The organism is Tessaracoccus luoxuelianae, from assembly GCF_055326245.1.
The window spans coordinates 188,509-213,452 of the sequence record NZ_JBUZNO010000003.1 but is presented as its reverse complement, the minus strand read 5'-3'; the positions used below and the strand labels follow the sequence as shown (position 1 = coordinate 213,452).

Annotated in this window: 20 protein-coding genes; 14 read left to right on the top strand and 6 right to left on the bottom strand. The window is 69.9% G+C overall.

The window, feature by feature from the left end; translation table 11 throughout:
* Window positions 1-38: 38 nt before the first annotated feature.
* Window positions 39-1,847 carry an ABC transporter ATP-binding protein gene (locus tag ACZK39_RS05995; protein ID WP_182783517.1) on the top strand — a complete coding sequence of 603 codons (1,809 nt, stop codon included), beginning with the start codon at window positions 39-41 and terminating at the stop codon, window positions 1,845-1,847.
* Here ACZK39_RS05995 and ACZK39_RS05990 read toward each other — a convergent pair.
* Entirely contained in the window at window positions 1,837-2,544 is a 708-nt protein-coding gene (locus tag ACZK39_RS05990; RefSeq protein WP_182800565.1) for a Crp/Fnr family transcriptional regulator, read from the bottom strand. The genes ACZK39_RS05995 and ACZK39_RS05990 overlap by 11 nt on opposite strands.
* Before the next feature lie 105 nt (window positions 2,545-2,649).
* Between ACZK39_RS05990 and ACZK39_RS05985 the strand changes: the two genes are divergently transcribed.
* From ACZK39_RS05985 to ACZK39_RS05970, 4 genes are all read left to right on the top strand, one after another.
* Window positions 2,650-2,913 carry a type II toxin-antitoxin system ParD family antitoxin gene (locus ACZK39_RS05985; protein WP_182800564.1) on the top strand — a complete coding sequence of 88 codons (264 nt, stop codon included), beginning with the start codon at window positions 2,650-2,652 and terminating at the stop codon, window positions 2,911-2,913.
* On the top strand, window positions 2,910-3,230 hold the full coding sequence (locus ACZK39_RS05980; RefSeq protein ID WP_182800563.1) for a type II toxin-antitoxin system RelE/ParE family toxin: 321 nt from the start codon (window positions 2,910-2,912) through the stop codon (window positions 3,228-3,230). Before ACZK39_RS05985 ends, ACZK39_RS05980 begins: the two co-directional genes overlap by 4 nt.
* A gap of 456 nt (window positions 3,231-3,686) precedes the next feature.
* Window positions 3,687-3,920, top strand: coding sequence for a heavy-metal-associated domain-containing protein (locus ACZK39_RS05975; RefSeq protein ID WP_463612822.1), 234 nt, complete (start codon window positions 3,687-3,689; stop codon window positions 3,918-3,920).
* A gap of 9 nt (window positions 3,921-3,929) precedes the next feature.
* Complete coding sequence (locus ACZK39_RS05970; protein WP_463612821.1) at window positions 3,930-5,795, top strand: heavy metal translocating P-type ATPase; 1,866 nt, start codon at window positions 3,930-3,932, stop codon at window positions 5,793-5,795.
* Here the strand turns inward: ACZK39_RS05970 and ACZK39_RS05965 are convergent.
* The 3 genes from ACZK39_RS05965 to ACZK39_RS05955 all read right to left on the bottom strand — a co-directional run bounded on the left by ACZK39_RS05965 (window position 5,792) and on the right by ACZK39_RS05955 (window position 12,974).
* Complete coding sequence (locus ACZK39_RS05965; protein WP_463612820.1) at window positions 5,792-6,061, bottom strand: hypothetical protein; 270 nt, start codon at window positions 6,059-6,061, stop codon at window positions 5,792-5,794. The genes ACZK39_RS05970 and ACZK39_RS05965 overlap by 4 nt on opposite strands.
* 228 nt (window positions 6,062-6,289) lie before the next feature.
* The gene (locus ACZK39_RS05960) at window positions 6,290-11,809 is read right to left on the bottom strand and encodes an ATP-binding protein (protein WP_463612819.1); all 5,520 of its coding nucleotides are present in this window, start codon (window positions 11,807-11,809) and stop codon (window positions 6,290-6,292) included.
* Window positions 11,810-12,443: 634 nt separating this feature from the next.
* Window positions 12,444-12,974 (bottom strand): hypothetical protein, encoded by a 531-nt coding sequence (locus ACZK39_RS05955; RefSeq protein ID WP_459055759.1) that lies wholly within the window; start codon window positions 12,972-12,974, stop codon window positions 12,444-12,446.
* 303 nt (window positions 12,975-13,277) lie between these two features.
* Here ACZK39_RS05955 and ACZK39_RS05950 point away from each other — a divergent pair, with 303 nt between their 5' ends.
* Together ACZK39_RS05950 and ACZK39_RS05945 are read left to right on the top strand one after the other, a co-directional pair.
* Window positions 13,278-14,732, top strand: a complete 1,455-nt coding sequence (locus ACZK39_RS05950) for a sensor histidine kinase (protein WP_459055760.1) — start codon at window positions 13,278-13,280, stop codon at window positions 14,730-14,732.
* Window positions 14,729-15,394: a response regulator transcription factor gene (locus ACZK39_RS05945; protein ID WP_182783496.1), complete on the top strand. Its 666-nt coding sequence runs from the start codon at window positions 14,729-14,731 to the stop codon at window positions 15,392-15,394. The genes ACZK39_RS05950 and ACZK39_RS05945 overlap by 4 nt, the downstream gene beginning before the upstream one ends.
* Window positions 15,395-15,406: 12 nt before the next feature.
* On the opposite strand, the gene ACZK39_RS05940 is transcribed toward ACZK39_RS05945, so the two are convergent.
* Both ACZK39_RS05940 and ACZK39_RS05935 read right to left on the bottom strand, forming a co-directional pair.
* Complete coding sequence (locus ACZK39_RS05940; protein WP_182800555.1) at window positions 15,407-15,772, bottom strand: hypothetical protein; 366 nt, start codon at window positions 15,770-15,772, stop codon at window positions 15,407-15,409.
* Window positions 15,773-16,250: 478 nt separating this feature from the next.
* The gene (locus tag ACZK39_RS05935; RefSeq protein WP_459055761.1) at window positions 16,251-17,972 is read right to left on the bottom strand and encodes a fumarate hydratase; all 1,722 of its coding nucleotides are present in this window, start codon (window positions 17,970-17,972) and stop codon (window positions 16,251-16,253) included.
* A gap of 113 nt (window positions 17,973-18,085) precedes the next feature.
* Here ACZK39_RS05935 and ACZK39_RS05930 point away from each other — a divergent pair, with 113 nt between their 5' ends.
* From ACZK39_RS05930 to ACZK39_RS05900, 7 genes are all read left to right on the top strand, one after another.
* On the top strand, window positions 18,086-18,814 hold the full coding sequence (locus ACZK39_RS05930) for an SDR family oxidoreductase (protein ID WP_459055762.1): 729 nt from the start codon (window positions 18,086-18,088) through the stop codon (window positions 18,812-18,814).
* Between the two features lie 28 nt (window positions 18,815-18,842).
* Entirely contained in the window at window positions 18,843-19,259 is a 417-nt protein-coding gene (locus ACZK39_RS05925) for a hypothetical protein (protein ID WP_182783488.1), read from the top strand.
* 188 nt (window positions 19,260-19,447) lie between these two features.
* Entirely contained in the window at window positions 19,448-21,172 is a 1,725-nt protein-coding gene (locus tag ACZK39_RS05920) for an ATP-binding cassette domain-containing protein (RefSeq protein WP_463612818.1), read from the top strand.
* Between the two features lie 2 nt (window positions 21,173-21,174).
* Window positions 21,175-22,251, top strand: coding sequence for a branched-chain amino acid aminotransferase (locus ACZK39_RS05915; protein ID WP_182783485.1), 1,077 nt, complete (start codon window positions 21,175-21,177; stop codon window positions 22,249-22,251).
* Between the two features lie 20 nt (window positions 22,252-22,271).
* Window positions 22,272-22,955 (top strand): hypothetical protein, encoded by a 684-nt coding sequence (locus ACZK39_RS05910; RefSeq protein ID WP_463612817.1) that lies wholly within the window; start codon window positions 22,272-22,274, stop codon window positions 22,953-22,955.
* Window positions 22,956-23,021: 66 nt separating this feature from the next.
* Window positions 23,022-24,176, top strand: coding sequence for an LLM class flavin-dependent oxidoreductase (locus ACZK39_RS05905; protein ID WP_463612816.1), 1,155 nt, complete (start codon window positions 23,022-23,024; stop codon window positions 24,174-24,176).
* Between the two features lie 150 nt (window positions 24,177-24,326).
* Window positions 24,327-24,920: a CE1759 family FMN reductase gene (locus ACZK39_RS05900; RefSeq protein WP_463612815.1), complete on the top strand. Its 594-nt coding sequence runs from the start codon at window positions 24,327-24,329 to the stop codon at window positions 24,918-24,920.
* The last annotated feature ends 24 nt before the right edge of the window (window positions 24,921-24,944 follow it).

Sequence of the window (24,944 nt, the reverse complement as noted above, 5' to 3'; positions counted from 1 at the left end):
GTCGACGTGGGTAGAGTGCCCACCGAAGGAGTCACCCCGTGCGCAGCATCGTCACCATCATGGCCACAGCCAAAGAGCTGTGGCCCCTCTACCTCACCGTCACGCTCGGCGCGATCGCCACCTCGGCCACCGCGCTACTGACGCCGTTCGTCATCGCCAGGGCCACCGACACGGTGGTCGACATCGCGGAGGGACGCGGCGGCACCGTCGCGGACCTCATGTGGCTGGCGGTGGTGCTGCTGATCATCGCCCTGGCGAACTCGGCGATCACGAACCTCTCGGGCTACTTCGGCGACCTGATGTCCGTGCGGCTGCGTGCCATCCTGTCGGCCAACTACTACCGCAAGCTGCTGCGGCTCCCGCAGCGCTACTACGACAACGAGCTGACCGGCACCATCATCTCCCGGCTCAACCGCTCCATCACGTCGATCACCGACTTCCTCCAGACCTTCAGCAACGGCTTCTTCCCGACCGTGGTGACACTGCTCGCGGTGCTCGTCATCACGGCGTTCTACTCGCCGTGGCTGACGATCCTGCTCATCCTCATCTACCCGACCTTCGTGTGGCTGACGGCCAGGACGTCGAAGAAGTGGCAGGTGTGGGAGAAGCAGAAGAACGACCACTACGACATCTCAGGCGGCCGCTTCTCCGAGGTGATCGGGCAGATGCGGGTGGTGAAGAGCTTCGTCACCGAGAAGAGCGAGCTGGAGTCCTTCAAGGGCCACTACCGCGACGCCATCGCCTTGTCGCGGCAGCAGTCCCGGTTCTGGCACACCATGGATCTCTGGCGCCGGGGGGCGCTGGACGTGGTGTTCTTCGGGATCTACGCCATCATCTTCTACCAGACGGCCAGCGGCCAGTACAGCGTCGGCACCATGGTCCTCCTCATCCAGCTCACCACCATGGCGCGGATGCCCGTCACCTCCATGAGCTACTGGGTGGACATGACGCAGCGCGCCGTCGCTGGAAGCCGCGAGTACTTCAAGGTGATGAACGAGACCGACGAGCCCAACAACGCCCTGGAGGCCGCGCCGTCGGCCGTGGTGCAGTGGGTGGACTCCGATCCGGTGATCGAGTTCGACCACGTTGACTTCGGCTACGGCGACGGTGACGGCGCCGACGGGCTGGTCCTGAGAGACATCGACCTCAGGGTGAACCGCGGCGAACGGATCGCGTTCGTGGGCGAGTCCGGAGGCGGCAAGACCACGCTGGTCAACCTCATCATGAAGCTCTACCCGGTGACCTCCGGGGCGCTGCGCGTCCACGGCCAGTCCGTCGACGACGTGCCGACGGTGGCGCTCCGCCGCGAGGTGGGCGTGGTGTTCCAGGACGCCAGCCTGTTCTCCGGCACCATCCGCGAGAACATGGCCTACGGGCAGGACGGCGTCACTGACGAGCAGTTGAGTGTCGCGGCCAGGCGGGCGAATGCGCTGTCCTTCATCTCGCACCTCCACAACGGCTTCGACACCGAGATCGGCGAGCGGGGCGTCAAGCTCTCCGGCGGGCAGAAGCAGCGGCTCTCCGTGGCGCGCGCCCTGCTCAAGGATGCTCCCATCCTCATCCTCGACGAGGCCACCAGCTCCCTGGACACCAAGTCCGAGCGCGCGGTGCAGGCCGGGTTGGAGGAGCTGATGGAGGGTCGGACCACGCTGATCATCGCTCACCGGCTGTCCACCATCTCGACGGTGGACAGGATCGTGACGCTGCGTGACGGTCGCATCGACGAGATCGGCACCCCTGCGGAGTTGGCCACCACCGACGGCATCTACGCCGAGCTGCTGGCCCTTCAGGGCTCCACGCGGAAGGCGGACAAGGCGCGCCTCCTGCGCTACGACATCACGCAGTAGCGTCGGCGCGGCGCTCGAGGCCCTCCGCGTCGAGGATCCGCACCCCACGTCGGCCCGCCAGCTCCACCACGCCGTCGTCGACGAGGTCGCGGAGCCGGCGGCTGAACGTTTCCGGGGTGGTGCCCAGGTAGCTCGCCACGTCCTTCTTCGCCATGGGCAGCTCGACGACCGCTCCCTCGGGGTCGCGGCGGGACGGGAGGTCCAGCAGGTACGCCGCGACCCTCGCGCCCACGTCCCGCCCCCCGAAGGCGGCCAGCATCCGCTCGGCCGCGGCCAGCCGCTCGGCCTGCATCTGCAGCATCCGCACGGCGATGTCGGGGTAGCGGGCGACGAGGCGCGCCAGGTCCGCGTGGTCGAACGAGCACAGCTCGACGTCGGTCTCGGCGTAGGCGTAGTTGTCCGGGCGACGGCCGAGGATGAACGACGCCTCGCCGACCACGCTGCCCGGACCCAGCACCCTCACGACGCGCTCGTGGCCGGTGTCCAGCAGGTGCGCCACCCGGACGCTTCCGCGGTGGATGACAAGGAGGCGTCTGGTCCGGTCCGTCGGCGCGAGCAGCTGCTCACCGGCGGCGGCCCTGATGGGCCTCGCGAATCCTGCCACCTCCTCCTGCTGGCCGGCATCCAGCCCGCGGAAGACGGGGACCAGCGCCACGCAGGTGTCGCCGGCGTGATGGGTCTGAGCGTGCTGAGTCATGGCCCCAGCCTGCCCCAACACCCAGTCTGTCAGGCAATGCCGAACGACTCTTCCGCCGAGTAGGATTCAGTCCTACCCTGGATGGATGGATGGAGGGAGGTCGACATGAGAACTACGAAGCAGATGAGTGTGACGTTGCCCCACGAGATGGCCGACATGGTCCGCGCCAAGGTGGTCTCAGGAGAGTACGCCTCCGAAAGCGAGGTCATCCGCGAAGGCCTACGGGCCCTGGCGGCACGCGATCGGGCGGTCGACGCCTGGCTTCTGGAGCAGGTTGCTCCAGCCTATGACAGGCTGCTGGCAGACCCGAATGGTGCGCTGTCTGCAGGCGAGGTCCGTGCGCGGCTCGTGTCCCTGCGCGGCCAGTGACCTACACGGTTCGGTTTGCGCAGGAGGCGGCAGATCAACTCGAGGCGCTGTACCGGTACCTTGCTTCGTCAGCATCGCCGATGGTTGCTGCCGATTACGTGGATGCCATCGTGGCCCACTGCGAGGGCCTCGCGGTGTTCCCGCACCGAGGAACAATGCGGGACGACATCCGTCCTGGGCTTCGCACCTCCAGTTACAAGAAGCGTGCGGTGATCGCTACCTACGTCGATGACGAGACCCAGGAGATCACCATCCTCGGCGTCTTCTACGGCGGCCAAGACTACGACACGATCCTGAGCGGATCCGACAACGCGTGAGTCCTCTGCCCTAGGGAATCACTGATCAATCATGTCCTGGCTGCGGCGCACCGGATCGGGCGATCTGACCCCCCTGCATCTGGATATGGACGTCGAGTACACGCACCAGATGCAGTGGCACCATCTCATCCCGCCCGGCACGTCCTCGCCGAGGACAGCATTGATCAGTAACTCCCTAGAGGACACCGGTGGAACGCACTCAATTGCCGCGATGGGCGTGATCAGGTGTTCGCCGGCGTGCCCACCATCGCCAAGCCGCAAGCATGACCGCGGAGGGGCTCGGCTCGAGCGCGTCCGTTGCTTCCCGGAGCAGGTGAGACCTCCCCGCTGCGCGGGCAGGCATGCAGCGCCATTCCCCCGACGGGGGCTTGATCCACGTCAAGGAAGCGTCGGCGGCACCCCCGTAGCGTCGAGACATCGCCGCATCCAGCGGCACCGACCCTCCAGGAGGAGACCATGTCCACCGCGACCATCACCCACACCACCCTCCGCGCAGAAGGCTTCAGCTGCCCGTCCTGCGTGGCCAAGATCGAGAAGGCGCTGGGCGCCCTGCCCGGGGTGACGATGGCGAAGGTCCACTTCGCCTCCTCACGCATCGAGGTGGATCACGACCTCACCCGCACCAGCGTCGACCAGCTCGTGGCCGCCGTCGCCAAGGCCGGCTACACCGCCCGCCCCTCGGCGTTCTGAGGACCGGCCATGACACTCCTGTCCCATCGCTGGCGGGTGCCGGCGCTCTCCGGATTCCTCATCGTGTCCTCGGGGCTGGCCGGTGCGCTCGCGTGGCCGGCGGCCGGCTGGCTCATGCTGGCCGCAGCCCTCGTGGCCGGCGCACCCGTGGCCTGGTCCGCGGCACGGGCGCTTCGGCTACGGGTGATCGGGATCGACCTGCTGGTCGCCGTCGCCGCCGTGGGGGCCATCGCGATCGGCAACTACTGGGAGGCCGCCGCGGTCACGTTCCTCTTCGCCGTCGGACACGCGCTGGAGGACGCGACGCTGGCCAAGACCCGTTCCGCACTGGCCGAGCTGGTGGCTTTGGCCCCCGACACCGCCACCGTCGTCCGCGACGGCGCCCAGTTGGAGGTGCCGGCCGGTGAGGTGGGGGTCGGCGAGACCGTGGTGGTCAAGCACGGCGGGCGGGTCCCCGTCGACGGAGTGGTGACCTCCGGGCGGGCGGCGATCGACGAGGCCGCGATCACCGGCGAGTCCATCCCCGCCGAGAAGTCCCCCGGGGACCCACTGTTCGCCGGCACGATTGTCGCGGACGGATTCGTCACCCTGGATGCCACGGGCGTCGGCGCCGACACCACCCTCGCGCGCATCGTCCACCGGGTGGAGGAGGCGCAGGACGCCAAGGCCCGCACCCAGCAGTTCATGGAGCGCTTCTCGCGCTGGTACACCCCGGGGATCATCGTCCTGGCCGTCGTGGTGGGCCTGCTCACCCGCGACCTCGAACTGGCCCTCACCCTCCTGGTCATCGGCTGCCCCGGCGCCCTGGTGATCTCCGTGCCGGTGGCGCTGGTGGCGGGCATCGGCCGCGCTGCCCGTGACGGCATCCTCATCAAGGGCGGCGAATTCCTCGAGACTGCCGCCCGCGTCGACACCGTCGCGCTGGACAAGACCGGCACACTCACCGTGGGCCGGCCCGCGTTGACCGACGTGGTGGCCCGAGGTGACTGGACCGCCGACGAGGTGCTCGGCTGGGCCGCGCGCGCGGAGGCGGGCTCGGATCATCCGCTGGCCCTCCCCGTCGTCGAGGAGGCGCTGGCCCGCGGGCTGGACGTGCCCGCGGTCCCCGACGGCGTGCGCACGGTGCCCGGGCACGGCGTGGTCGCGATGGTCGGTGGGCGTGAGGTGGCCGTCGGCACGGTGGCGTTGGTCGCACCGCAGGGTGACGCGTGGGCGGCCCAGGCGGCCGTGACGCTCGCCGACGCCGGCCACACCCCGCTCATGGTGGCCGTGGACGGCGACGTCGTGGGCGCCATCGGCGTGGCCGACGCCGTTCGGCCCGAGGCGGCCGCGCTAGTGGCGGCGCTGCACCGGGTCGGTGTGACGCGCGTCCTCATGCTCACCGGCGACCAGGCGAGGGTCGCGGCCGCGGTTGCGGGGACGGTCGGGATCGCCGACGCCCGCTCCGGGCTCCTGCCCGAGCAGAAGCTCGACGTGGTGCGAGCCCTCCAGGCCGAGGGCCGCGTCGTCGCGATGGTCGGCGACGGCGTCAACGACGCCCCGGCGCTCGCCCTGGCCGACGTCGGGATCGCGATGGGCGCAGCTGGCTCGGCTGTCGCGGTGGAGACCGCCGACATCGCCCTGATGACCAGCCGGCTGGACCGGATCCCGCAGGCCATCGGCCTGGCGAAGCGCACCGTGAGGGTCATGAGGCAGAACATCGCCATCGCGCTCCTCACCGTCGGAACGCTGCTGGCAGGTGTGTTGTTCGGTGGGGTGACGATGTCGATCGGGATGCTCGTCCACGAGGCGTCCGTGCTGATCGTGATCGTCAACGGCATGCGCCTGCTGCGCCCGGCGCGCGGGAATGGCCGCGCGGTCGCTCACCCGGCTTAGCGGTCGAGCAGGCGGCGGATGTCGCCGACGGTCGATCCGTGGCCATCGGCCCAGCGCGGCTCGTCGTCGGAGAGCAGCGCCAACATGCCCGTCAGCTCATCCGTGGCCAGCTGGTGGAGGCGTTGGAGGGCGGAATGGGACGACGGACGGGTGGGGAGGGCGGCCTCGACGGCCGCGGCCCCCTCGTCGGTGGTCACCCCGTTGGCCAGGATCCCGGCCCAGAACAGCCGGGTGCGGGTGAGGTCCCAGAGGTCGTCGTCGGTCACGCCCGCCAGCGTACGCGTACGCGACGGCGCGGGTGTCGCGCTGGCTTTCCGGCAGGCCCGGCCCACTTCGCATACCTGGGGTCTCTTCGCACACCGTATTGGCTGTGCAAAGAACGCCACCGTGTGCGAGGCGTCTTCGCATACGTTCTGCGGTATGCGAAGACGGGCCGGGGCGGAGCTACGGTATGCGTGGACGGGCCAGGGGCAGAGCCGCGGTACGCGAAGGGGTCAGCGGCGGTGGGCCTCGATCACCTGGACGATCGAGGGACGCAGCTCGGCCGGCGAGATCACCCGGTCCACCGAGCCAACCTCGACGGCGCGGTGGATGTTGTGCACCCCGTCGAACTCGGCCGCGATCTCGGAGATCTTCTCCGCCCGCACCGCCGCCCGCACGTCCGCGAGCTCCACCTGGATCTCCGCCCGCTGCTCGGGGGCCGCGTCGCGCAGGCTCGCCTCCAAGGCCGCGACCCGCGCATCCGCGCCGGTCCGCTTCGTCACGTCTCCCGCGAACACCACGGCCGCGGCGGGCGCCCCGCCGAGCACGGACGCGTAGGAGCCCTCCAGCGCCAGCACCGTCATGTTCTCGTTGAGCCGCTTGGAGAACACCACGAACGCGCCGCCGTGGTACCTCGAGATCACGACGAAGACGATAGGCCCGTCGAAGTTGACGATGGCGCGCCCGATCTCCGCGCCGTACTCCAGTTGCAGGTTGCGCATCGACTCCGGCGAGCCGTCGAAGCCCGACAGGTTCGCCAGCACCACCAGCGGCCGGTTGCCGGATGCCGAGTTGATGGCACGAGCCACCTTCTTCGACGACCGCGGGAACAACGTGCCACCGGTGAACGTGTCCGGGCCGTCGGTGGGGGGGAACCCCGCGCGCGGCACAGGCTTGGACTCGATCCCGACGACGCATACCGAGTGCCCGCCAACACGCGCGTCGATCACCACCGCCGTCTCGGCCTCCGCCATGCCCGCCCAGCGCTCGACGCGCGGGTGGTCCTGGTCGCAGACCGCCGCGATGACGGTGCGGATGTCGAACGGCTTCTTCCGGTCCGGGTTGTGGGTGGCCGAGAAGATCTGCCCGACGGTGGCGAAATCCGTGCCGATGTTGTGTGGGTACTCCGAGACGTCGCGATCCACGGCATCGCCCGTCACCGCACGGCGGGGGCCGGACTCGCCCTCGGGCGAATAGGTGTGGTCGTAGTGCGACATCAGGATGCCCATGGCCGCACCCAGATCCTTCGCCCAGTACTGCGCCTGGCCGTTGGGGCCCATCACGCGGTCGTAGCCGCCGATGCCGAAGTTGTCCTCCGCCGACACGCCGCCCGAGAAGTCCAGCGACTGCTTGCCCGTCAGCACCATGGCCGAATCAGGCGTCATCACGAGGATGCCCTTGGTGTGCATCAGCATGGTCGCCTCGGCGTTCCAGTACGGCTGGGCGCCCACGTTGATCCCCGCGACGACCACGTTAATCTCGCCGCCTCCTTGGGTGAACTCGACGATCCGGCGCAACGCGGCGGCCACCCAGTCCATGTTCTCGGTGCCCGACTCCATCGAGATCCGGGCCCCGGAGCTGAGCGTGAACCACTCCACCGGCACACCCATCTCCTCGGCCAGGTCGATCGCGGCCATGATCCGCGAGCACTCCGGCTCCGAGACGGCGCCCAGACCCTTCGTCGGATCGCCCGACAGTACGATCCTGGTCACGCCCTCCGGGTGCAGCGCCGTCGGGGTGGTGACCCGCGCGACGATGATTCCCGCCTTGTTGCGGCCCGGGGCACGGTCCACCTCCACGAGGCGGCCGTCGCCGTCGAGGTCCAGCTCGACCAGCGAGCCGCCGGGACCGGCGAGGGTCGCGGACAGCTCGTACGGGTAGACCAGCCCGCGACGGCGGGCGCGCAGCACCTTGGCCGTGTAGTCGTCGAGCGGCTTGAGCGGCTCGGTGGGCGGCGGCGTGACCGTGGTGGTGACGCCCGCGCCCGGCTGCGCGTGGAAGCGGACGGCCAGCGGGATGAGGCGGTCGCCGCGGACGAAGCGGCCCTGGCAGAGGACCTCCTCGATGCCCGCGCCGTCGGACAGCGGGGTGATCCGGTCCTGCAGCGGCTCGACGTCTGAGACGTCCAGGTCGATCTCCGGCCAGACGTGCACCCACACGTGGTTCATGTCCAGCTTCGAGCCGGCCTTGCCTCGGGCGGAACGGGTCCGACGGATGGCCTCCAGGCAGTTGGCGACCGCGCGCTCGGCGTGCGGCAGGCCGATCAGGCCGCCGTCGGCGTCGCGCACCACGGCCAGCTGCCGCACCTGCGCCATCGCCACGAGGCGGCGGTCGTCCGCGTTGGACTTCGCCACGCACTCGAACAGCAGCACGTCGTCGGGGGCGGGCAGGCGCGTGGTGTCGAAGTCGCGCAACCGCCACAGGTCCAGGCGGCGCCCCACCATCGGAGGCAGGCCACGGATCTTCTCGTCCTCGTAGAGCTCACCGTCAGTGAACCGGAACGTGCGGTACTCCACCGCGCCGTCGGCGGTACACACCGCCACCGCGACCCTCTGCACGGCCGGGTCCCACGCCCAGGATCGCAGGCGCTCCAGCAGCTCGGCGCCCAGCGCCTCGGCATCCGGGCGCTCCGGCCACAGCACATACATCTCGACCACGGCGTCATGGCCCGGCGTCCGCTCCGCGACCTGCGAGGCGATCAGCGACTCCAGCGGCCCGCCCGCGGCGAGCTCGTCGGCCAGGCCCACCGTCGTCACGAAGCGGCGCGGCCGCCCGTTGAGGGTGTAGTCACCGAGCACGACGGAGCGGTCGTCCACCGTCAGGCGAGACACGTCCGAGAGCCCGTAATCCATGTAGTACTTGCGCAGCAGCACCTCGAGCATCGGCTCGTGCGCCGGCACCCCGCGACCCAACCGCGTCGCGAGGAAGTTGGCCGTCCACTCCGGGATGTCGGCCAGCCTGGCGATCCGTTCGTCGTAGTCGGGCGCGTCAGGGGTGGCGGCGAGTGCCTCCACCTCGTCACCCACGCCGGCGACGATGGCCGCCCGCTCGGCGTCCACCTGCGGCTGGTCGAACCAGCGGAAGCGGACCGAACGCGCGAGGTCTCCGACGGCGGGGAACCGCAGCTGCGTGGCGCGCACCAGGCGCTCCAGCTGCGCCCGGGCGATCACCGCACGGTCAGCGTCAGGGGCCGGCTCGGCGATCCAGCGGTCCAGGATGCCCAGCACCAGCGGCACGTCTGCGGCCACCCGCTTCTGCGCCAGGAAGATGCGGAACACGGCCGCCTCCAGCTCGGGCGTGCGGTCCAGCGAGTCCACGCCGTAGTGCCGCAGCGCGGCCGCCAGGCGGTCGACGAAGTGGCCGGGCAACCCGGCGCGCTCCACGTCGAGGGTGGTCAGGTAGCGGTGCAGGTGCTCGCGGTCCGAGTGGACGCGCAGCTCGGTGTTGGCCTGCTCGCCCATGGGGCGGTTGCGGCTGAGCTCGGCGAGATCGGCGAACAGGGTGAGCAGCTCGATCTCCGCGGCCACCACGTCGACGCCCGCGGACCGTGCCTCCTCGCGTGCCACGAGGTAGCGCGGAAGCGTCTTGGCCGAGGGGTCCACGTCGAAGCCCATGAGGATGGCCGACAGATCCGCCAGCAGGCGGCCGGCGCGGACGGAAGGATCCGCCGCGGGCGGGCAGACAGGAATGTCGATCGGCGCGGACTCCACGATCACCGCGGCGGCGCCGTTGCCGAGCGGCTCCAGGCGCACCAGCGGAGCCATGGACTCCACCTGCGAGCCGGTGGTCACCAGCATCTCCTTCACGCGCGCGGCGAAGGGCGCGTAGACGGCGGTCTCCATCTTCATGGATTCGAGGACCACGACGGGGGCGCCGGCCTCCACCTCGTCGCCCACCTTCACCGGCGTCGCCACCACCAGTGCGGGGGCCGGGGAGCGCAGCACGCCCCCCTCGTCGCGGGAGACGCGGTGGGTCACGCCGTCGACCTCGATCAGGTGGATGGGCCCGTGTGTGGCGGTGACGATGCGGTGGCGCTCCCCGCCGACGGTCACGCGGCCGTGCACGTCGTCGAGGCGCTGAAGCTCGGCCTCGGTGGCCTGGCCTCCGACGACGACCCGATAGCGCCCCGGGGCGATCGCGAACGCGGTGACGCTGTGCACGGCCCCGCGCAGCTTCAGGTCGACGGCGGCGCCGGACTTGTGCTGCGTCTGCGGCCGGCCGCCGTGCGCGGTGGTGAGCAGCCGGTCGGTCTCGATCGCCGTGGTCTCCTCGTAGGCCTCGATGGCCGCCACCACGAGCGCCACCCCGGCGTGCTCGTCGGCGATCAGCCCACCGTCGGCGCGGGTGCGGTCGATCCAGCCGGTGTCGGCCCACGGGATGTCCGCGTCCTGGGGCCCCGCGGCGCGGCGCGCGCCCGCCTGCTTCGGCTGGCGGCCGGTCACCTCGGGCTGGCGGAGCAGCTCGAGGACGAAGCTCTTGTTGGTGGCGCCGCCCTCGATGACGACGGTGGTCTCCGCCATCGCGCGGCGCAGGCGGCCCAGCGCCTCGTCGCGGGTGCGGCCGTAGGCGATGATCTTGGCGATCATCGAGTCGAAGTCCGCGGGGATCGAGTCGCCCTCCGCCACGCCGGTGTCGACGCGGATGCCCGGGCCGGCCGGCAGGTCCAGCCTGGTGATCAGGCCGGGGGCGGGGGCGAAGTCGCGGTCGGGGTCCTCGGCGTTCAGGCGGGCCTCCACGGCGTGGCCGAACTCGATGGGGCGCTCAGTGAGGGTGCCCCCGGCGGCGACGTGGATCTGCGCCTTGACAAGGTCGAACTCATTGGTCACCTCGGTGATCGGGTGCTCCACCTGAAGGCGGGTGTTGACCTCCAGGAACGCGAACATCTTGTCGCCCGGGTGGTAGAGGAACTCCACGGTGCCCGCGCCGCGGTAGTCGACGGCCAGCGCCAGACGCTCGGCGGAGGCCTTCAGCTCGTCGGTCTGATCTGAGGTCAGAAGCGGGGAGGCGGACTCCTCGATGATCTTCTGGTTGCGGCGCTGGATGGTGCAGTCGCGCACGCCGATGGCCCAGGCGGTGCCCTGGCCGTCGGCGATCACCTGCACCTCGACGTGCCGGGCGCCCGTGACGAGCGACTCGAGGAACACAACGCCGGAGCCGAACGCCCGCTGGGCCTCGTCGCGGGTGCGCTGATAGGCGTCGGTCAACTCCTCGGGGGTGGTGACCTTGCGGATGCCGCGGCCGCCGCCGCCCGCCGTCGCCTTCAACATCAGCGGGTAGCCGATGGACTCGGCGGACGCGAGGGCGTCGTCGAGGGTGTCGACGCCGCCGCGCGACCACGGCGCCACCGGCACGCCCACCTCCTCGGCGATGAGCTTGGAGCCGATCTTGTCGCCCAGCTTGCGCATGGCGTCGCCGGAGGGGCCGATGAAGGTGATGCCGAGGCTCTCGACGAGGTCCGCAAAGGACGCGTCCTCGGCGACGAAGCCCCAGCCCACCCAGACGGCGTCGGCCCTGGCGTCGGTGAGGACGCGGGCGAGAAGGTCGTGGTTGAGGTAGGGGCGCTCTGACGCCGGGCCCAGCGGGTAGGCCTCGTCGGCCTCGCGGGCGAACATGGCGGAGCGCTCGGCGTCCGTGTACAGCGCGATCGTCGCGATGGGGTCGCGGTCAGGATGTTCAGCGTTCAGGTCCCGCACAGCGTGGATGAGCCGCATGGCGGCCTCTCCGCGGTTGACGATGGCGATGCGTTGGAACACCTTGCCTCCTCAGGGGTCGACGGCAGCCCGTGGGGGGCTGAGTGTCAATGTCGCACCCTTTGGGCGGCTGCGCGAGTCGGCGCGACGGTTGGCCCCCGATTGGCGGTAGTGAAGGGGTTGCGGCTCAATGTCGCGGGGAAAACATTGTGAGGTTCCCACAAGCTGTGGGCGTCCCCCGCCATTGGGTGGGTCTTGGGTGTTGTGGTCGGGTCCGGCGGCGTGTGGTGGGGGCCGGGCCGCCCATGATGCCGGCCTCGGTCTCGGGTGTTGTGGTCAGGTTCGGCGGCGTGTGGTGGGGGCCGGGCCGCCCATGATGCCGGCGGCGGCGCTTCGCGCTGCGCGTCCGTCATCAACGCCCACCCAACCTGCCCCGGCCCCCACCACCCACCGCCTTTCTGGCGCGGTCACCGGCCTCCCGGTGGGTGAGCCGGTCGGGCGCGGAGCGCCGCCGACCGCGTCGAAGCCTCTCTTACACGGTGGCTCTCCGGAGGCGTGGTCGCAGGCCTCCCGGTGGGTGAGCCAGCCGGCGCGAAGCGCCAGCTGCGTCGAAGCCTCTCTCGGCCGGTGCAGCGGCCTGACAAGCGGAACGCCCCGCCGCTGGGGAGTGCGACGGGGCGTTCGGGTTCGGGAGAGATCAGTCGTCGTCACCGTCGTCATCGTCGTCGTCGTCCGAGTCCTCATCCCAGTCGTCGTCATCGTCATCCCAGTCGTCGTCATCGTCACGATCGTCGTGATCGTCGTCACGGCCGTCGGAGTCGTCGTAGCCGTCGTGCGAGTCGTCGTCGTCCCGATCATCCCAACGGTCGTCCGAGTCATCGCGGCCGTCGTCATCGGAGTCGTCGTCCCAGCGGGAGTCGCGGTCGTCGCCCAGTTCGACGCGATCATCCCGATCGCGCTCGCCGCCCCTGTCATCGTCACCGGCGGACCGGGTCGAGGGAGCGGCGGAGGAGCTGGGGGTGCTGTCCGCGGTGGCCGAGGGGCTCGCGGAGCCGGCCGGGACCAGAATCGGGGTCGTGTCGCCGTCGTCGGACGAAGCGGGGGCCGAGATGGTCGTCGCGGGGCGGGCGTTCTCGGGCTGGTTGACGGCTGAGGCGAAGAGGCCGCCTCCGACGGCGGTGACGCCGAGTGCTGCTGCGGCGAACCAGGTGAGGGTTGAGAGTGCCATGGTGGGCTCCTTCGTCGTTGTCGTTGGAACCATTCGACAGCGGCAACATGAGGGCGACCAGAAGATCAGCGTGAGACCTCTCTCATCCGCGTCGTTCGCGGGTCGTGGCAGCCCGGGCTCTACCCACCCGCGCGGCTGCTGTTCCTCCAGAACGGTTCCCGACGCCCTGAGGGGCCCGAGACCACGCCTGGAGGAACAGAAACCGCGCACCCCCGAGGCGACCGTCCCGTGACTCGTCCACATGAGACGTTTCTCACGCGGCCACGCCCGGCAGAGGGCACCGGAGCGGGCAGACTGGAGCCCATGACCGACCCCGACCCCCAGGGCGCCACCCGGGTGACCATTCGGGCCCGCATCATGTGGGCGATGGTGCTGCTGGCCGGGCTGTCCCTCCTTACATCCGGCGCCATCGTGGCCGGGGTGCAGGACCGCGTGATCTCCGCGAACCTGGACGCCCAGCTGGAGCGCTCACGTGACGAGCTCAGGGTCCTGGCCACCCGGGGTGTCGACCCAGCGACTGGCGCTCCCTTCGCTGGCCCCTCAGAACTGCTGCGCACCTACCTCGAACGCACCGTCGTCGGCCCGGGCGAGGGCGAGGTGGCGTTCGTGGGATCACAGGTGCGGTGGGTGGCCTCGGAGGATGTGCCGCTGCGGCCGGAGGACGACGCCGAGTTGATCGCCATCGCCACTCCGTGGGCGACGGGCGACGAGATCATCCTGGAGCGGCTCCGCACGCCCACGGGGGACTATCACCTGCTCCTGGTGCCCGTGAAGTTCCCGACTGAGACCGGGGCCCTGCTTCACGTCGTGGACCGTGGCCTGGCCGAGGCCGAACTCCGCCGCACCATGACCGTGTACGCCGCCATCGCGCTGGCCACCATGGCGCTCGTGGTCTTCCTGGCCTGGCTCGTGGTCGGCAGGTTGCTGCGCCCGATCGAGGAACTGCGCGAGGCTGCCGAGTCCATCGACGAACGCGACCTCACCTCCCGCGTCCCGCTCCGCGGCAACGACGACCTCACCGCTCTGTCCGCGACCATCAACCGCATGCTCGACCGGGTGCAGCACTCCGTCGAGGGGCAGCGGCAGCTGCTCGACGATGTGGGCCACGAACTGCGCACGCCCATCACTGTCGTCCGAGGCCACATGGAACTCATCGACGTCCACGATCCGCACGACGTCCGGCAGACCCGCGACCTGGTGCTGGAGGAGGTGGACCGCATGGGGGTGTTGGTCAACGACCTCCTCATGCTCGCCCGGGCCGGCGAGAGCGACTTCGTCCAGCCGCGGTGGGTGGACCTGGCCGCCCTGACCGACCAGACGCTGGAGAAGTCGCGCGCCCTGGGGGACAGGGTGTGGCGCCTGGAGCGCATCGCGTCCGCCGAGGCGTGGCTGGACCCGTCACGGATCACCCAGGCCTGGCTTCAGTTGGCGGCCAACGCGGTGAAGTACTCCTCGCCGGGCTCGGCGATCGCGTTGGGGTCGCAGCTCCACCGCGGCGAGGTGCAGCTGTGGGTGCGCGACGAGGGGATCGGGATCGCGCCGGATCAGCTGGCATCCGTGCGGGAACGGTTCGGGCGGACCCGGGAAGCCGAGAGCCACGCGGCCGGCGCCGGGCTGGGGCTCAGCATCGTCGAGACCATCCTCGCCGCACACGGCGGACGGCTGGACATCGAGTCCGAGCCCGGCGTCGGGTCCACGTTCACCATCAATCTGCCGCTCGGGCCCGAGCGTGCCGTCGAGGAGGCCGACGTCTCATGAGCACGATTCTGATCATCGAGGACGAGGCGCGGATCGCGTCGTTCATTGCGAAGGGGTTGAAGTCCGCCGGGTTCACCTCGCACTCGACGGCGAGCGGCGCGGAAGGGGCATCGCTGGCGATCCACGGCGGCTTCGATCTCGTGGTGCTGGACGTCGGACTGCCGGACATCGACGGCTTCGAGGTGCTCGAACAGATCCGTGGCCAAGGGGTCGCGGTCCCGGTGATCCTGCTCACCGCGCGGTCATCGGTGGCGGACCGGGTAGCTGGCCTCGAGGGTGGCGCGGACGATTACATGCCCAAGCCGTTCTCGTTCGAGGAGCTGCTGGCGCGGATCCGGCTGCGGTTGCGCACGGACGCGGGGTCGACGGCGGGGGACCCGACGCAGCTCAGCCACAACGGGTTGTCCCTCGATCTTCGAACCCGCCGCGCGACCGTCGGAGAGAAATCGGTGGACCTGTCGGCGCGGGAGTTCGCGCTCGCGGAGACGTTCCTGCGCAACCCCGGTCAGGTGCTGAGCAGGGAGCAACTGCTGAGCAATGTGTGGGGGTTCGACTTCGACCCCGGCTCCAACGTCGTCGACGTGTACGTGAGATACCTGCGGGGAAAGCTGGGCAGGGAGCGGTTCGAGACCGTGCGGGGCATGGGCTACCGGCTGGTATGACGTGACTGCGCGTCAGTCATCGTCATCGTCCCGGTCGTCGTCATCATCATCATCGTCGTCGTCGTCGTCGTCGTAGTAGCTCGGCTTCGGGGCCGCGACGGTCTGGGGCGCCTCGGCCTCGTGGGCGGTCTGGGTCGCGGACGGCGAAGGCGTCGTCGTCGATCCGGACGTGGCGCCCGGGTAAGCCGAGTCGGACGGGGACGGTGTGGGGATGGTCGGAGTGATGGTCGATTCCGGCGACGGCGACCCCGCGGCGGGCACCATCAGGGCCGGCTCGCGAACCGGGGTGCCCGCCGGTGGGACCATGCTCGCCACCGCCCACACCCCTGCGGCTGCCACGGCGACGATCAGCGCCAACCCGGCCAGCGTCCGTTTCATGTCAGACCTCCTCGACCACACCAGTCAACACCGCCCGCATGAGCGGGGAGCGACGCGCGCATGAGAGAACTCTCATCTCCCCGTCGACTATTGGGTAGGTCTGGTGTGGTGTTGGCCACGATTTCTACCGAGTAGGCATTCGGGGAAGGGACGGGCTTTGAGTTGCGAGCGAGGGTGCGGGACGGCAGGGCGGCTGCGCGCGTGCACGCCCAACCCGACCATCACTCGACGGAACACGCCTGAGCAGACCCGGCCCGAGGCCGCCGTGACGGCACGCGCCCGGAAGGGACCACGCCACTGGAAGACGAGTGCAGGGAGACCTGACACGAGGCCCGGGCGGCTTCACTTCCCGACCACAGCCAGGCTGGCAGCAAAACGGCCGACGGTGGACCATGGCCGCCCGGGGTCGTGTCGGGGCTCCCTGCACCGGGCGCAAGGGGCTTCGACTCAGCGGCGGGCGCTGCGCGCCGCGGCTGGCTCACCCAGCGGGCGTTAAGGGTGCCATTCCTTCGCGCTTCGGGATGGTCAGGGCGATGGGCTTGTTGACCTCGGCGAAGAAATCGTTGCCCTTGTCGTCGACGATGATGAACGCCGGGAAGTCCACCACGTCGATCTTCCAGATCGCCTCCATGCCGAGCTCCGCGTACTCCACCACCTCGACGTGCTTGATGCAGTCCTGCGCCAGGCGGGCGGCGGGGCCGCCGATGGAGCCGAGGTAGAACCCGCCGTGCTTGTGGCATGCGTCGGTGACCGACTGCGAGCGGTTGCCCTTGGCCAGCATGATCATCGAGCCGCCCGCGCCCTGGAACTGGTCCACGTAGGAGTCCATGCGGCCCGCCGTCGTGGGCCCGAACGAACCGGACGCCATGCCCTCGGGGGTCTTGGCCGGGCCGGCGTAGTAGACGGGGTGGTCCTTCAGGTACTGCGGCATCGGCTCGCCGGCGTCGAGGCGCTCCTTGATCTTGGCGTGTGCGATGTCGCGGCCGACGATGAGCGGCCCGTTGAGCATGACGCGCGTCTTGACGGGGTGCTTGCGCAGTTCGTCGAGGATCTCGGGCATGGGGCGGTTGAGGTCGATGCGGACGGCCGCGCCCTGGCCGGTGCCGGTGATGCCGTCGGTCTGGGCGTCCAGCTCCTCGTCGACGTGCTCGGGCATGAAGCGGGCGGGGTCGAACTCGAGCTGCTCGATGAACACACCCTCGGGGGTGATCTTGCCGAGGCACTGGCGGTCCGCGGAGCAACTGACCGCGATCGCGACGGGCAGCGACGCCCCGTGGCGGGGCAGCCGGATGACGCGCACGTCGTGGCAGAAGTACTTGCCGCCGAACTGGGCGCCGATGCCGAGCTTGCGGGTGAGCTCCAGGACCTCGTTCTCCAGCTCGACGTCGCGGAAGCCGTGCGCCGCCATCGACCCCTCGGTGGGCAGGGTGTCGAGGTACTTTGCGGAGGCGTACTTGGCCGTCTTCATCGCGAACTCCGCCGACGTGCCGCCCACCACGATGGCCAGGTGGTACGGCGGGCAGGCCGCGGTGCCGAGCGAGCGCAGCTTCTCCTCGAGGAACTTCATCATCGACGCGGGGTTCAGGACCGCCTTCGTCTCCTGGTACAGGTAGCTCTTGTTGGCCGAGCCGCCGCCCTTGGCCATGAACAGGAACTTGTAGGAGTTCTCATGCCCGACGGCGGTGTCTGCGTAGAGCTCGATCTGCGCGGGCAGGTTGGAGCCGGTGTTCTTCTCCTCCCACATCGTCAGAGGCGCGTTCTGCGAGTAGCGCAGGTTGAGCTTGGTGTAGGCGTTGAACACGCCCATCGACAGGGGCCGCTCGTCGGTGCCCTCGCTGAGTACCTGCTGGCCGCGCTTGCCCATGATGATGGCGGTGCCGGTGTCCTGGCACATGGGCAGGATCCCGCCGGCGGCGATGTTCGCATTCTTCATGAGGTCCAGCGCCACGAACTTGTCGTTGGGGGAGGCCTCCTCGTCGTCGAGGATGTTGCGCAGCTGCTGCAGGTGCGCGGGGCGCAGGTAGTGGCCGATGTCGTGCATCGCGGTCTCGGACAGCAGCGTCAGGGCCTCGGGCGCCACCTTGAGGAATCGTCGCCCCTCAGGTCCCTCCACCGTCTCCACACCTTCGGTGGTGAGCAGTCGGTAGGGCGTCTCGTCATGCCCGATCGGCAGCATGTCAACGTAGCGAAACTCCGGCATGGGACCTCCTAGAGAGCGGTCCGACCAGTTTCTCAGACGAGGGTTGCCGCGGCATGAGTGGGGTCGGCGTTGGGGTCTACTGCTGGGCGCATGGGCGGAGTAGCGTCGTCACCATGGCCATGTTCAGGATCGACGGGAAGCGCGCCCTCGTGACGGGCGCCAGCAGGGGGATCGGGTTCGCGACGGCGAAGGTGTTACGCGAGATGGGGGCAGAAGTCACCATCGCGGCGCGCAACGGGGCGGAGCTGAAGGCGGCGGCCGAGCGGATCGGCGCCTCCTGGGTGCCCGCCGACGTGAGCCGTGAGGCAGACGTGCTGCGCCTCGTCGACCGGGCCGGTGACGTGGACATCCTGGTCAGCAACGCGGGCGGACCGCCGCCCGGGCTCCCGAGTGAGGTGTCCCCGGAGGCGTGGGAGGCGGGATTCGAGACCACCTTCATGTCGACGGTGAGGCTCGCCGACGGCGTGCTGGCGGGGATGCGGGAGCGGGGCTGGGGACGGATCGTCGCGATCACCAGCCTCACCGTGCGGCGACCGGCGCTGAACCTGCCGGTGAGCAACGCCATGCGGGCCGCGGTGACCAACCATCTGCGGACCCTGGCGATGGAGGTCGCCAAGGACGGGGTCACCTGCAACACCGTGGCCCCCGGCTACACCGCGACAGAGCGGCTCAAGCGCCTCCACACTGACGCGGCGGACGCGCAGCGCCTTCAGGCCTCGATCCCGGCGCGGCGTTTCGGCGCCCCTGGGGAGGTCGCGGCGGCGGTCGCATTCCTGGTCACAGAGGAGGCGGCCTACATCACCGGCCAGGAGATCGTCGTCGACGGCGGCTTCACCATCTGAGGGCGGCGTCGTCGTCTAGCCTGGGGGTGTGGCAGAGGAACTCACGGAGCGCCAGAAGGCGGCCAAAATCAGGCACGAGCTCACCGAGGGGCACGCGCGAGCCGAGGCTGCCCGTGCGAAGGTGCTGATCGACGAGTTCATCGTCGCCGCGCGCGCCCAGGGGCTCGAGCCCCGACCCCTGCAGGCGCGGACGCTGAGCGGTCACCCCGTCAAGACGGACAAGGTGGGCTGGTACCTGCGCACCAACCACTCCGTCGGCATCGACACCGAAGGCAACTACTACTCCCTGACCGTCCCCGGCGGGCTGATGGAGCGCCTCCGCGGGGTGAAGCTGGAGCCGACTTTGGCGCCGCTGGTGATCGGGCGCGGGGGTCGCGACGGCGAGACGGGCGACCTGAGGGAGTTCCTGGCGTGGGCGTTGGAGGGTCGCATTCCGCAGGACTGAACGCTCCTCGCGCCTCAGCCCGCTGTGGGTCGGTTGGCCAACGACGGGACGCGTGGCATCATATTTCTGACGTATTCCCTCACGAGGAGAACTCCAGTGACAGATCTGATCGGCACCGCGCCCCTGCGCTGACCCGTCGAGCTGTCCGCTCCGGTCTCAGCGCGTCCCGCTGATCGATCGGAGTTCTTTTGTTTTCAGTCACGTTCAACCGCGTCCGCCTCACCTGGCCCGACGGCACTCCCTGCCTCGATGACGTCACGCTCGCCTTCTCCCCCGGTGTCACGGGGGTCGTCGGCGACAACGGCTCCGGCAAGTCCACCCTCCTGAAGCTCATCACCGGCGAGATCGCCCCGACGGCGGGCACCGTTGTCGTCGGCGGGAGCGTGGGCGTCCTTCCCCAGAACCTGACCCTCCGCACCGTCGACACGGTTGCCGACCTCCTGGGCATCCGGGCGCAGGTCGACGCCGTGCGCGCGATCGTCGGCGGGGACCCTGATCCCGCCCACTTCGACGCCGTCGGCGAGGACTGGGACATCGAGGCCCGCGCCGCCGAGGAACTGGGCGCCGTCGGCCTGGACCTGGGCCTGGACCGGCCCGTCGGCACCCTCTCCGGAGGCGAGGCGATGCTGGTGGCGCTGGTGGGACTGAGCGTGCGTCGACTCGATGTGGTCCTCCTCGACGAGCCCACCAACAACCTGGACCGCAACACCCGCGTCCGCGTCTACTCGCTGCTCGAACGCTGGCGCGGCACCGCGGTGGTGGTCAGCCACGACGTCGAGCTGCTGCGTCGCGTCGGCTCGATCGTCGAGGTGCGCGACGGCGAGGTCGAGGCGTTCGGCGGCAACTGGGAGGTGTACCGCGAGGCGGTGGGCATCTCCCAGGAGGCCGCCGGGCGCGCACTCCGCGCGGCCGAACAACAGCTGCGCACCGAGAAGCGCCAGAAGGTCGAGGCGGAGAAGCGCCTGGCCAGGCGCGAGAACGCGGGGAAACCGGCTGCCGCTCGCGGGGTGAGCAAGGCCGCCCGCGACTTCTACGCCAACCGCTCCGAGAAGGCCATCGGTAAGGCGCGCGGGGAGTTCGACGACAAGATCGCGGCCGCGCGCTCCGCCGTCGACGACGCCGAGGCCCGGCTCCGCGACGACGAGCGGGTCAGGATCGATCTGCCGGACCCGGGTGTCGGGACGGGCCGGAGGCTGGCCGAGATCGTCGACGCGGCCGGCGTCATTCACGTCATCCAGGGGCCGGAGCGGGTCGCGCTGGTGGGCCCCAACGGCGTCGGGAAAACGCTGCTGATCGAGTTGATGGTTGCGTCGGCGGACACGCTCGGTCACGACCCTTCGAGACGGGCCACGCCGCTCCGCGGGTGGGCCCCCTCAGGGAGCGAGAGACGGGCCACGCCGCTCCGCGGGTGGGCCCCCTCAGGGAGCGGAGCAGCCGGCTCGATCACCGCCCGCGTCGGGTACCTGCCGCAGCGGCTCGACCACCTCGACGACGCCCGCGCCGTCCTCGACTGCATCCGCGACGCCGCCCCCACCGTCGAGCCTGGCGCCATCCGCAACCGCCTCGCCCGCTTCGGCCTCCGCGGCGACGCGGCCCTCCGGCCCCTCGGCACCCTCTCCGGCGGCGAACGGTTCCGCGCCTCCCTGGCCGCGCTTCTCCTCGCGGAGCCACCCGCGCAGCTGCTCATCCTCGACGAACCCTCCAACAACCTCGACCTCGCCACCGTTGAGGTCCTCGTCGACGCACTGCGGCAGTACCGCGGCGGCCTCCTCGTCGTCTCGCACGACGACGATTTCCTCGCTCGCCTCGCCGTCGGGAGGCTCCTGGAGCTACACCACGACGGCTCGATCTCGGACGTCGTCGAACCTGTGGACAGGGCGGACGGCGGAAAATCTGGGGTCTACCATCAATGACCATGGCCACGTTCTCGCTCACCCGCACCACCACCCCCACAGCGGACGCCGCTCGCCTGGCGGCGCTCGCGGACCCGGGCTTCGGCCGCTATTACGTGGACCACATGGCCGTCATCGACTACCAGGGCGGCGACGGCTGGCAGGAGCCACGCCTCGTGCCCATGACGGAGTGGGCGCTGCACCCCGCGGCCGCCGTCCTGCACTACGGGCAGGAGATCTTCGAGGGCCTCAAGGCGTACCGCCGCGACGACGACTCCATCTGGCTGTTCCGCCCCGAGCGCAACGCCGCGCGCTTCGTCCAGTCCGCGAAGCGGATGGGTATGGCGGTGCTGCCGGAGGAACTTTTCCTGGACTCGGTCACCCAGCTCGTCGAGCTGGAGCGGGACTGGGTGCCTGTGGGCGAGAACGAGCAGAGCCTGTACCTGCGCCCGTTCATGATCGCCTCTGAGCCGTACCTCGGCGTCCGCGAAGCCCACACCTACCGCTTCGCCGTCATCGCCACGCCGGCCGGCCCGTACTACTCGGAGCCGGTGAAGCTGTGGATCACGCCCAACTACACCCGCGCCGCCCCCGGCGGCACCGGCACTGCGAAGTGCGGCGGCAACTACGCCGCCAGCCTCGTCGCCACGCAGGAGGCTGCGGCCAACGGCTGCGGACAGGTGCTGTGGACCGACGGCGCCGAGCACAAGTGGGTGGAGGAGTGCGGCACGATGAACATCATGTTCGTCACCGCCGACGACGAACTGGTGACCCCGTCGCTGGGCTCCATCCTCGCCGGCGTGACCCGCGAATCCATCCTGGCGCTCGCGGCCGAGCACGGGCTCGAGCCGGTGGAGCGCCCCATCTCGGTCGACGAGGTGCTCGACGGCGTGGAATCGGGTCAGATCCCGGAGGTGTTCGCCTGCGGGACCGCCGCCGTCGTCACGCCCATCACCGGGTTCAACTCGCCGGCTCGGGGCGTGCAGACCGTGGCCGACGGCGTCCCGGGCCGCAAGACCCGTGAGATCCGCCAGCACCTTGTCGACATCCAGTTCGGCCGCGCCGAGGACAAGTTCGGCTGGACCCGAAAGGTCTGCTGAGGCGGTGGCATAGTGGCGGCATGAGCGCACCCCAGCCGCCGTCGAACCCTCAGCCTCCGTGGGGCGGCGGGCCTGGTCAGCCGCCCTATGGGCCTAGTCAACCGCCCTACGGTCAGGGCCAGCCTCCTTACGGTCAGTCCCAGCCATCCGCTCAGTGGCCCGGGCAGCCCGGGGCTTGGCAGCAGCCGGCGAAGCCTCGCAGCAAGCTGGGGCCCATCCTGACCGCCGTCGGCGCGGTGATGCTGGTGGCCGGTGTGGTGCTGGGGTTCTCCGTCGGGCGGAGCTTCATGCAGATCATTCCGTCGGCCAGCCAGAGCACGCCGGTGATGGGAGAGACAGTCGTCACCGTCACAGGTGGTGACTCGCTGGTGCTCTACGCGCCCAGCGGGATCATGCCGGTCTGCGACATCATCGGCCCCACCGAGGCCGTGCCCAACATCGACCTCGGGGGCGCGAGCTATCAGTTCTCGGTCAACAACGTGAGTTACGAATCGATGGCCAGGATCGGCGGTCCGGGCGAGCCCGAGGGCGAGTACACCGTCAGTTGCGAACAGACCGGCCTCCTCATCGCGCCGCCGCTCGACGTGGGGGACATCGTCGGCTCCGTGGGCGGCCTGCTCGGGGTGATCGCGCTGCTCGGCATCGGATTCACACTGCTCGTCGTGGGGTTCATCATGTGGCTGCTCGGACGCCGCCGTCCCTGATCGGGAATAGTTTCATTTTCAACTTGTTTGGTCTATCGTAGAGGTAGCAAACAGTTTGGAGCAGTCATGCAGTTCGGCATCTTCAGCATTGGGGACATCACCACAGACCCCACCACGGGGCGCACTCCCACCGAGCACGAGCGCATCCGCGCGACGGTGGAGCTGGCGAAGAAGGCCGAGGAGGTGGGGCTGGATGTCTTCGCCACCGGCGAGCACCACAACCCGCCGTTCGTAGCGCCGGCCAACCCGACGGTGCTGATGGCTTACCTGGCTGCCCAGACCGAGCGGCTGATCCTCTCGACGGCCACCACGCTGATCACCACCAACGACCCGGTCCGCCTCGCGGAGGACTACGCCTACGTGTCCCACCTGGCCGAGGGCCGCGTGGATCTCATCCTGGGCCGCGGTAACACCGGACCGGTCTACCCGTGGTTCGGCAAGGACATCCGCGACGGCATCGCGCTCGCGGTGGAGAATTACGCTCTGCTGCACCAGCTCTGGCGCGAGGAATCGGTCGACTGGGAGGGCAGGTACCGCACCCCGCTGCACGGCTTCACCTCCACCCCCCGCCCGCTCGACGATGTGGCGCCGTTCGTGTGGCACGGCTCCATCCGCTCGCCCGAGATCGCCGAACAGGCCGCCTATTACGGCGACGGCTTCTTCCACAACAACATCTTCTGGCCCCCGAGCCACACCCGGCGCATGGTGGAGCTGTACCGTCGTCGGTTCGAGCACTACGGCCACGGACGGGCTGACCAGGCCATCGTCGGGCTCGGCGGGCAGGTGTTCATGCGGAAGAACTCGCAGGACGCCATCCGCGAGTTCCGCCCCTACTTCGACCACGCGCCGGTCTACGGCGGCGGGCCGTCGTTGGAGGAGTTCACGCGGGAGACGCCGCTGACGGTGGGCTCGCCGCAGCAGGTGATCGAGCGGGTCCTCGGCTTCCGGGAGTACGCGGGCGACTACCAGCGCCAGCTGTTCCTGATGGATCACGCGGGCCTGCCGCAGAAGACGGTGCTGGAGCAGATCGACATGCTCGGCGAGGAGGTGGTGCCAGTGCTTCGGAAGGAGTTCGCGGCGCTGAAGCCCGCCCACGTGCCCGATGCGCCCACCCACGCCTCGCTCCTGGCCGCCCGCGCCCCCGTCGAGGAGCCGGAGCGCACCGAGCCCTCCGTCGACCGGTGGACCGGAACCCGGGCCGAGGACGACAACCGCCTCTGAGTTGCGCTCGGCGCGGGTCGGGGTTTGAGCAAATGGCACGGGTCAAACCGCGAAACCGGCCTTCTTGAACGATCAAACCGCATCGACTCGTGCCATTTGCTCAAACCCCCTCCAGCCCAGCACGCCCCTTCCGCGAAAGGAACCATCCCCATGTCCCGCATCGTCGTCATCTCCGGCGGCCTCGGCACGCCGTCGTCCACCCGCGTCCTCGGCGACGCCGTGGTGTCCCGCCTCCGCGAGAACCTGCTGGAGCGAGGCGAGAGCGCCGAGGTGACGGTCGCCGAGCTGCGCGAGCTGGCCCACCCCATCGTCGACGCCATGCTCACCGGATTCCCGACCGGTGAGCTCGCCACGGTGGTCGACGCCGTGGCCCGGGCGGACGCGCTGGTCGTGGTGTCGCCCACCTTCTCCGCGTCCATGAGCGGGCTCGTCAAGAGCTTCTTCGACATCCTGGAGCCGGGCACGCTCGCTGGGAAGCCCGTGCTGATGGCCGCCACCGGAGGCACCGAGCGGCACTCGCTGATGCTTGAGTTCGCGATGCGCCCGCTGTTCAGCTATCTGGGCGCGCTGCCAGTGCGCACCGCCGTGTTCGCCGCGACCTCCGATTTCGGCGGTTCCGGCGCCGCATCGCTCGCCAGGCGGGTGAAGGAGGGGGCCGACGAGCTGGCCGCCGCCCTCGTGGCGGCGCCCCGTCAGGCCACAGACGACGGTTTCGTCGAGTTCGCCGCGCTGCTGGCGAGCTAGCACTCCACAAGAAGGGGCCCGCGA

Excerpts from the sequence above, each read along its gene's own strand:
- ACZK39_RS05990 (WP_182800565.1), bottom strand. The coding sequence starts at position 2,544 with ATGACTCAGCACGCTCAGACCCATCACGCCGGCGACACCTGCGTGGCG.
- ACZK39_RS05985 (WP_182800564.1), top strand. The coding sequence starts at position 2,650 with ATGAGAACTACGAAGCAGATGAGTGTGACGTTGCCCCACGAGATGGCC.
- ACZK39_RS05975 (WP_463612822.1), top strand. The coding sequence starts at position 3,687 with ATGTCCACCGCGACCATCACCCACACCACCCTCCGCGCAGAAGGCTTC.
- ACZK39_RS05970 (WP_463612821.1), top strand. The coding sequence starts at position 3,930 with ATGACACTCCTGTCCCATCGCTGGCGGGTGCCGGCGCTCTCCGGATTC.
- ACZK39_RS05955 (WP_459055759.1), bottom strand. The coding sequence starts at position 12,974 with ATGGCACTCTCAACCCTCACCTGGTTCGCCGCAGCAGCACTCGGCGTC.
- ACZK39_RS05950 (WP_459055760.1), top strand. The coding sequence starts at position 13,278 with ATGACCGACCCCGACCCCCAGGGCGCCACCCGGGTGACCATTCGGGCC.
- ACZK39_RS05945 (WP_182783496.1), top strand. The coding sequence starts at position 14,729 with ATGAGCACGATTCTGATCATCGAGGACGAGGCGCGGATCGCGTCGTTC.
- ACZK39_RS05940 (WP_182800555.1), bottom strand. The coding sequence starts at position 15,772 with ATGAAACGGACGCTGGCCGGGTTGGCGCTGATCGTCGCCGTGGCAGCC.
- ACZK39_RS05935 (WP_459055761.1), bottom strand. The coding sequence starts at position 17,972 with ATGCCGGAGTTTCGCTACGTTGACATGCTGCCGATCGGGCATGACGAG.
- ACZK39_RS05930 (WP_459055762.1), top strand. The coding sequence starts at position 18,086 with ATGGCCATGTTCAGGATCGACGGGAAGCGCGCCCTCGTGACGGGCGCC.
- ACZK39_RS05915 (WP_182783485.1), top strand. The coding sequence starts at position 21,175 with ATGGCCACGTTCTCGCTCACCCGCACCACCACCCCCACAGCGGACGCC.
- ACZK39_RS05910 (WP_463612817.1), top strand. The coding sequence starts at position 22,272 with ATGAGCGCACCCCAGCCGCCGTCGAACCCTCAGCCTCCGTGGGGCGGC.
- ACZK39_RS05905 (WP_463612816.1), top strand. The coding sequence starts at position 23,022 with ATGCAGTTCGGCATCTTCAGCATTGGGGACATCACCACAGACCCCACC.
- ACZK39_RS05900 (WP_463612815.1), top strand. The coding sequence starts at position 24,327 with ATGTCCCGCATCGTCGTCATCTCCGGCGGCCTCGGCACGCCGTCGTCC.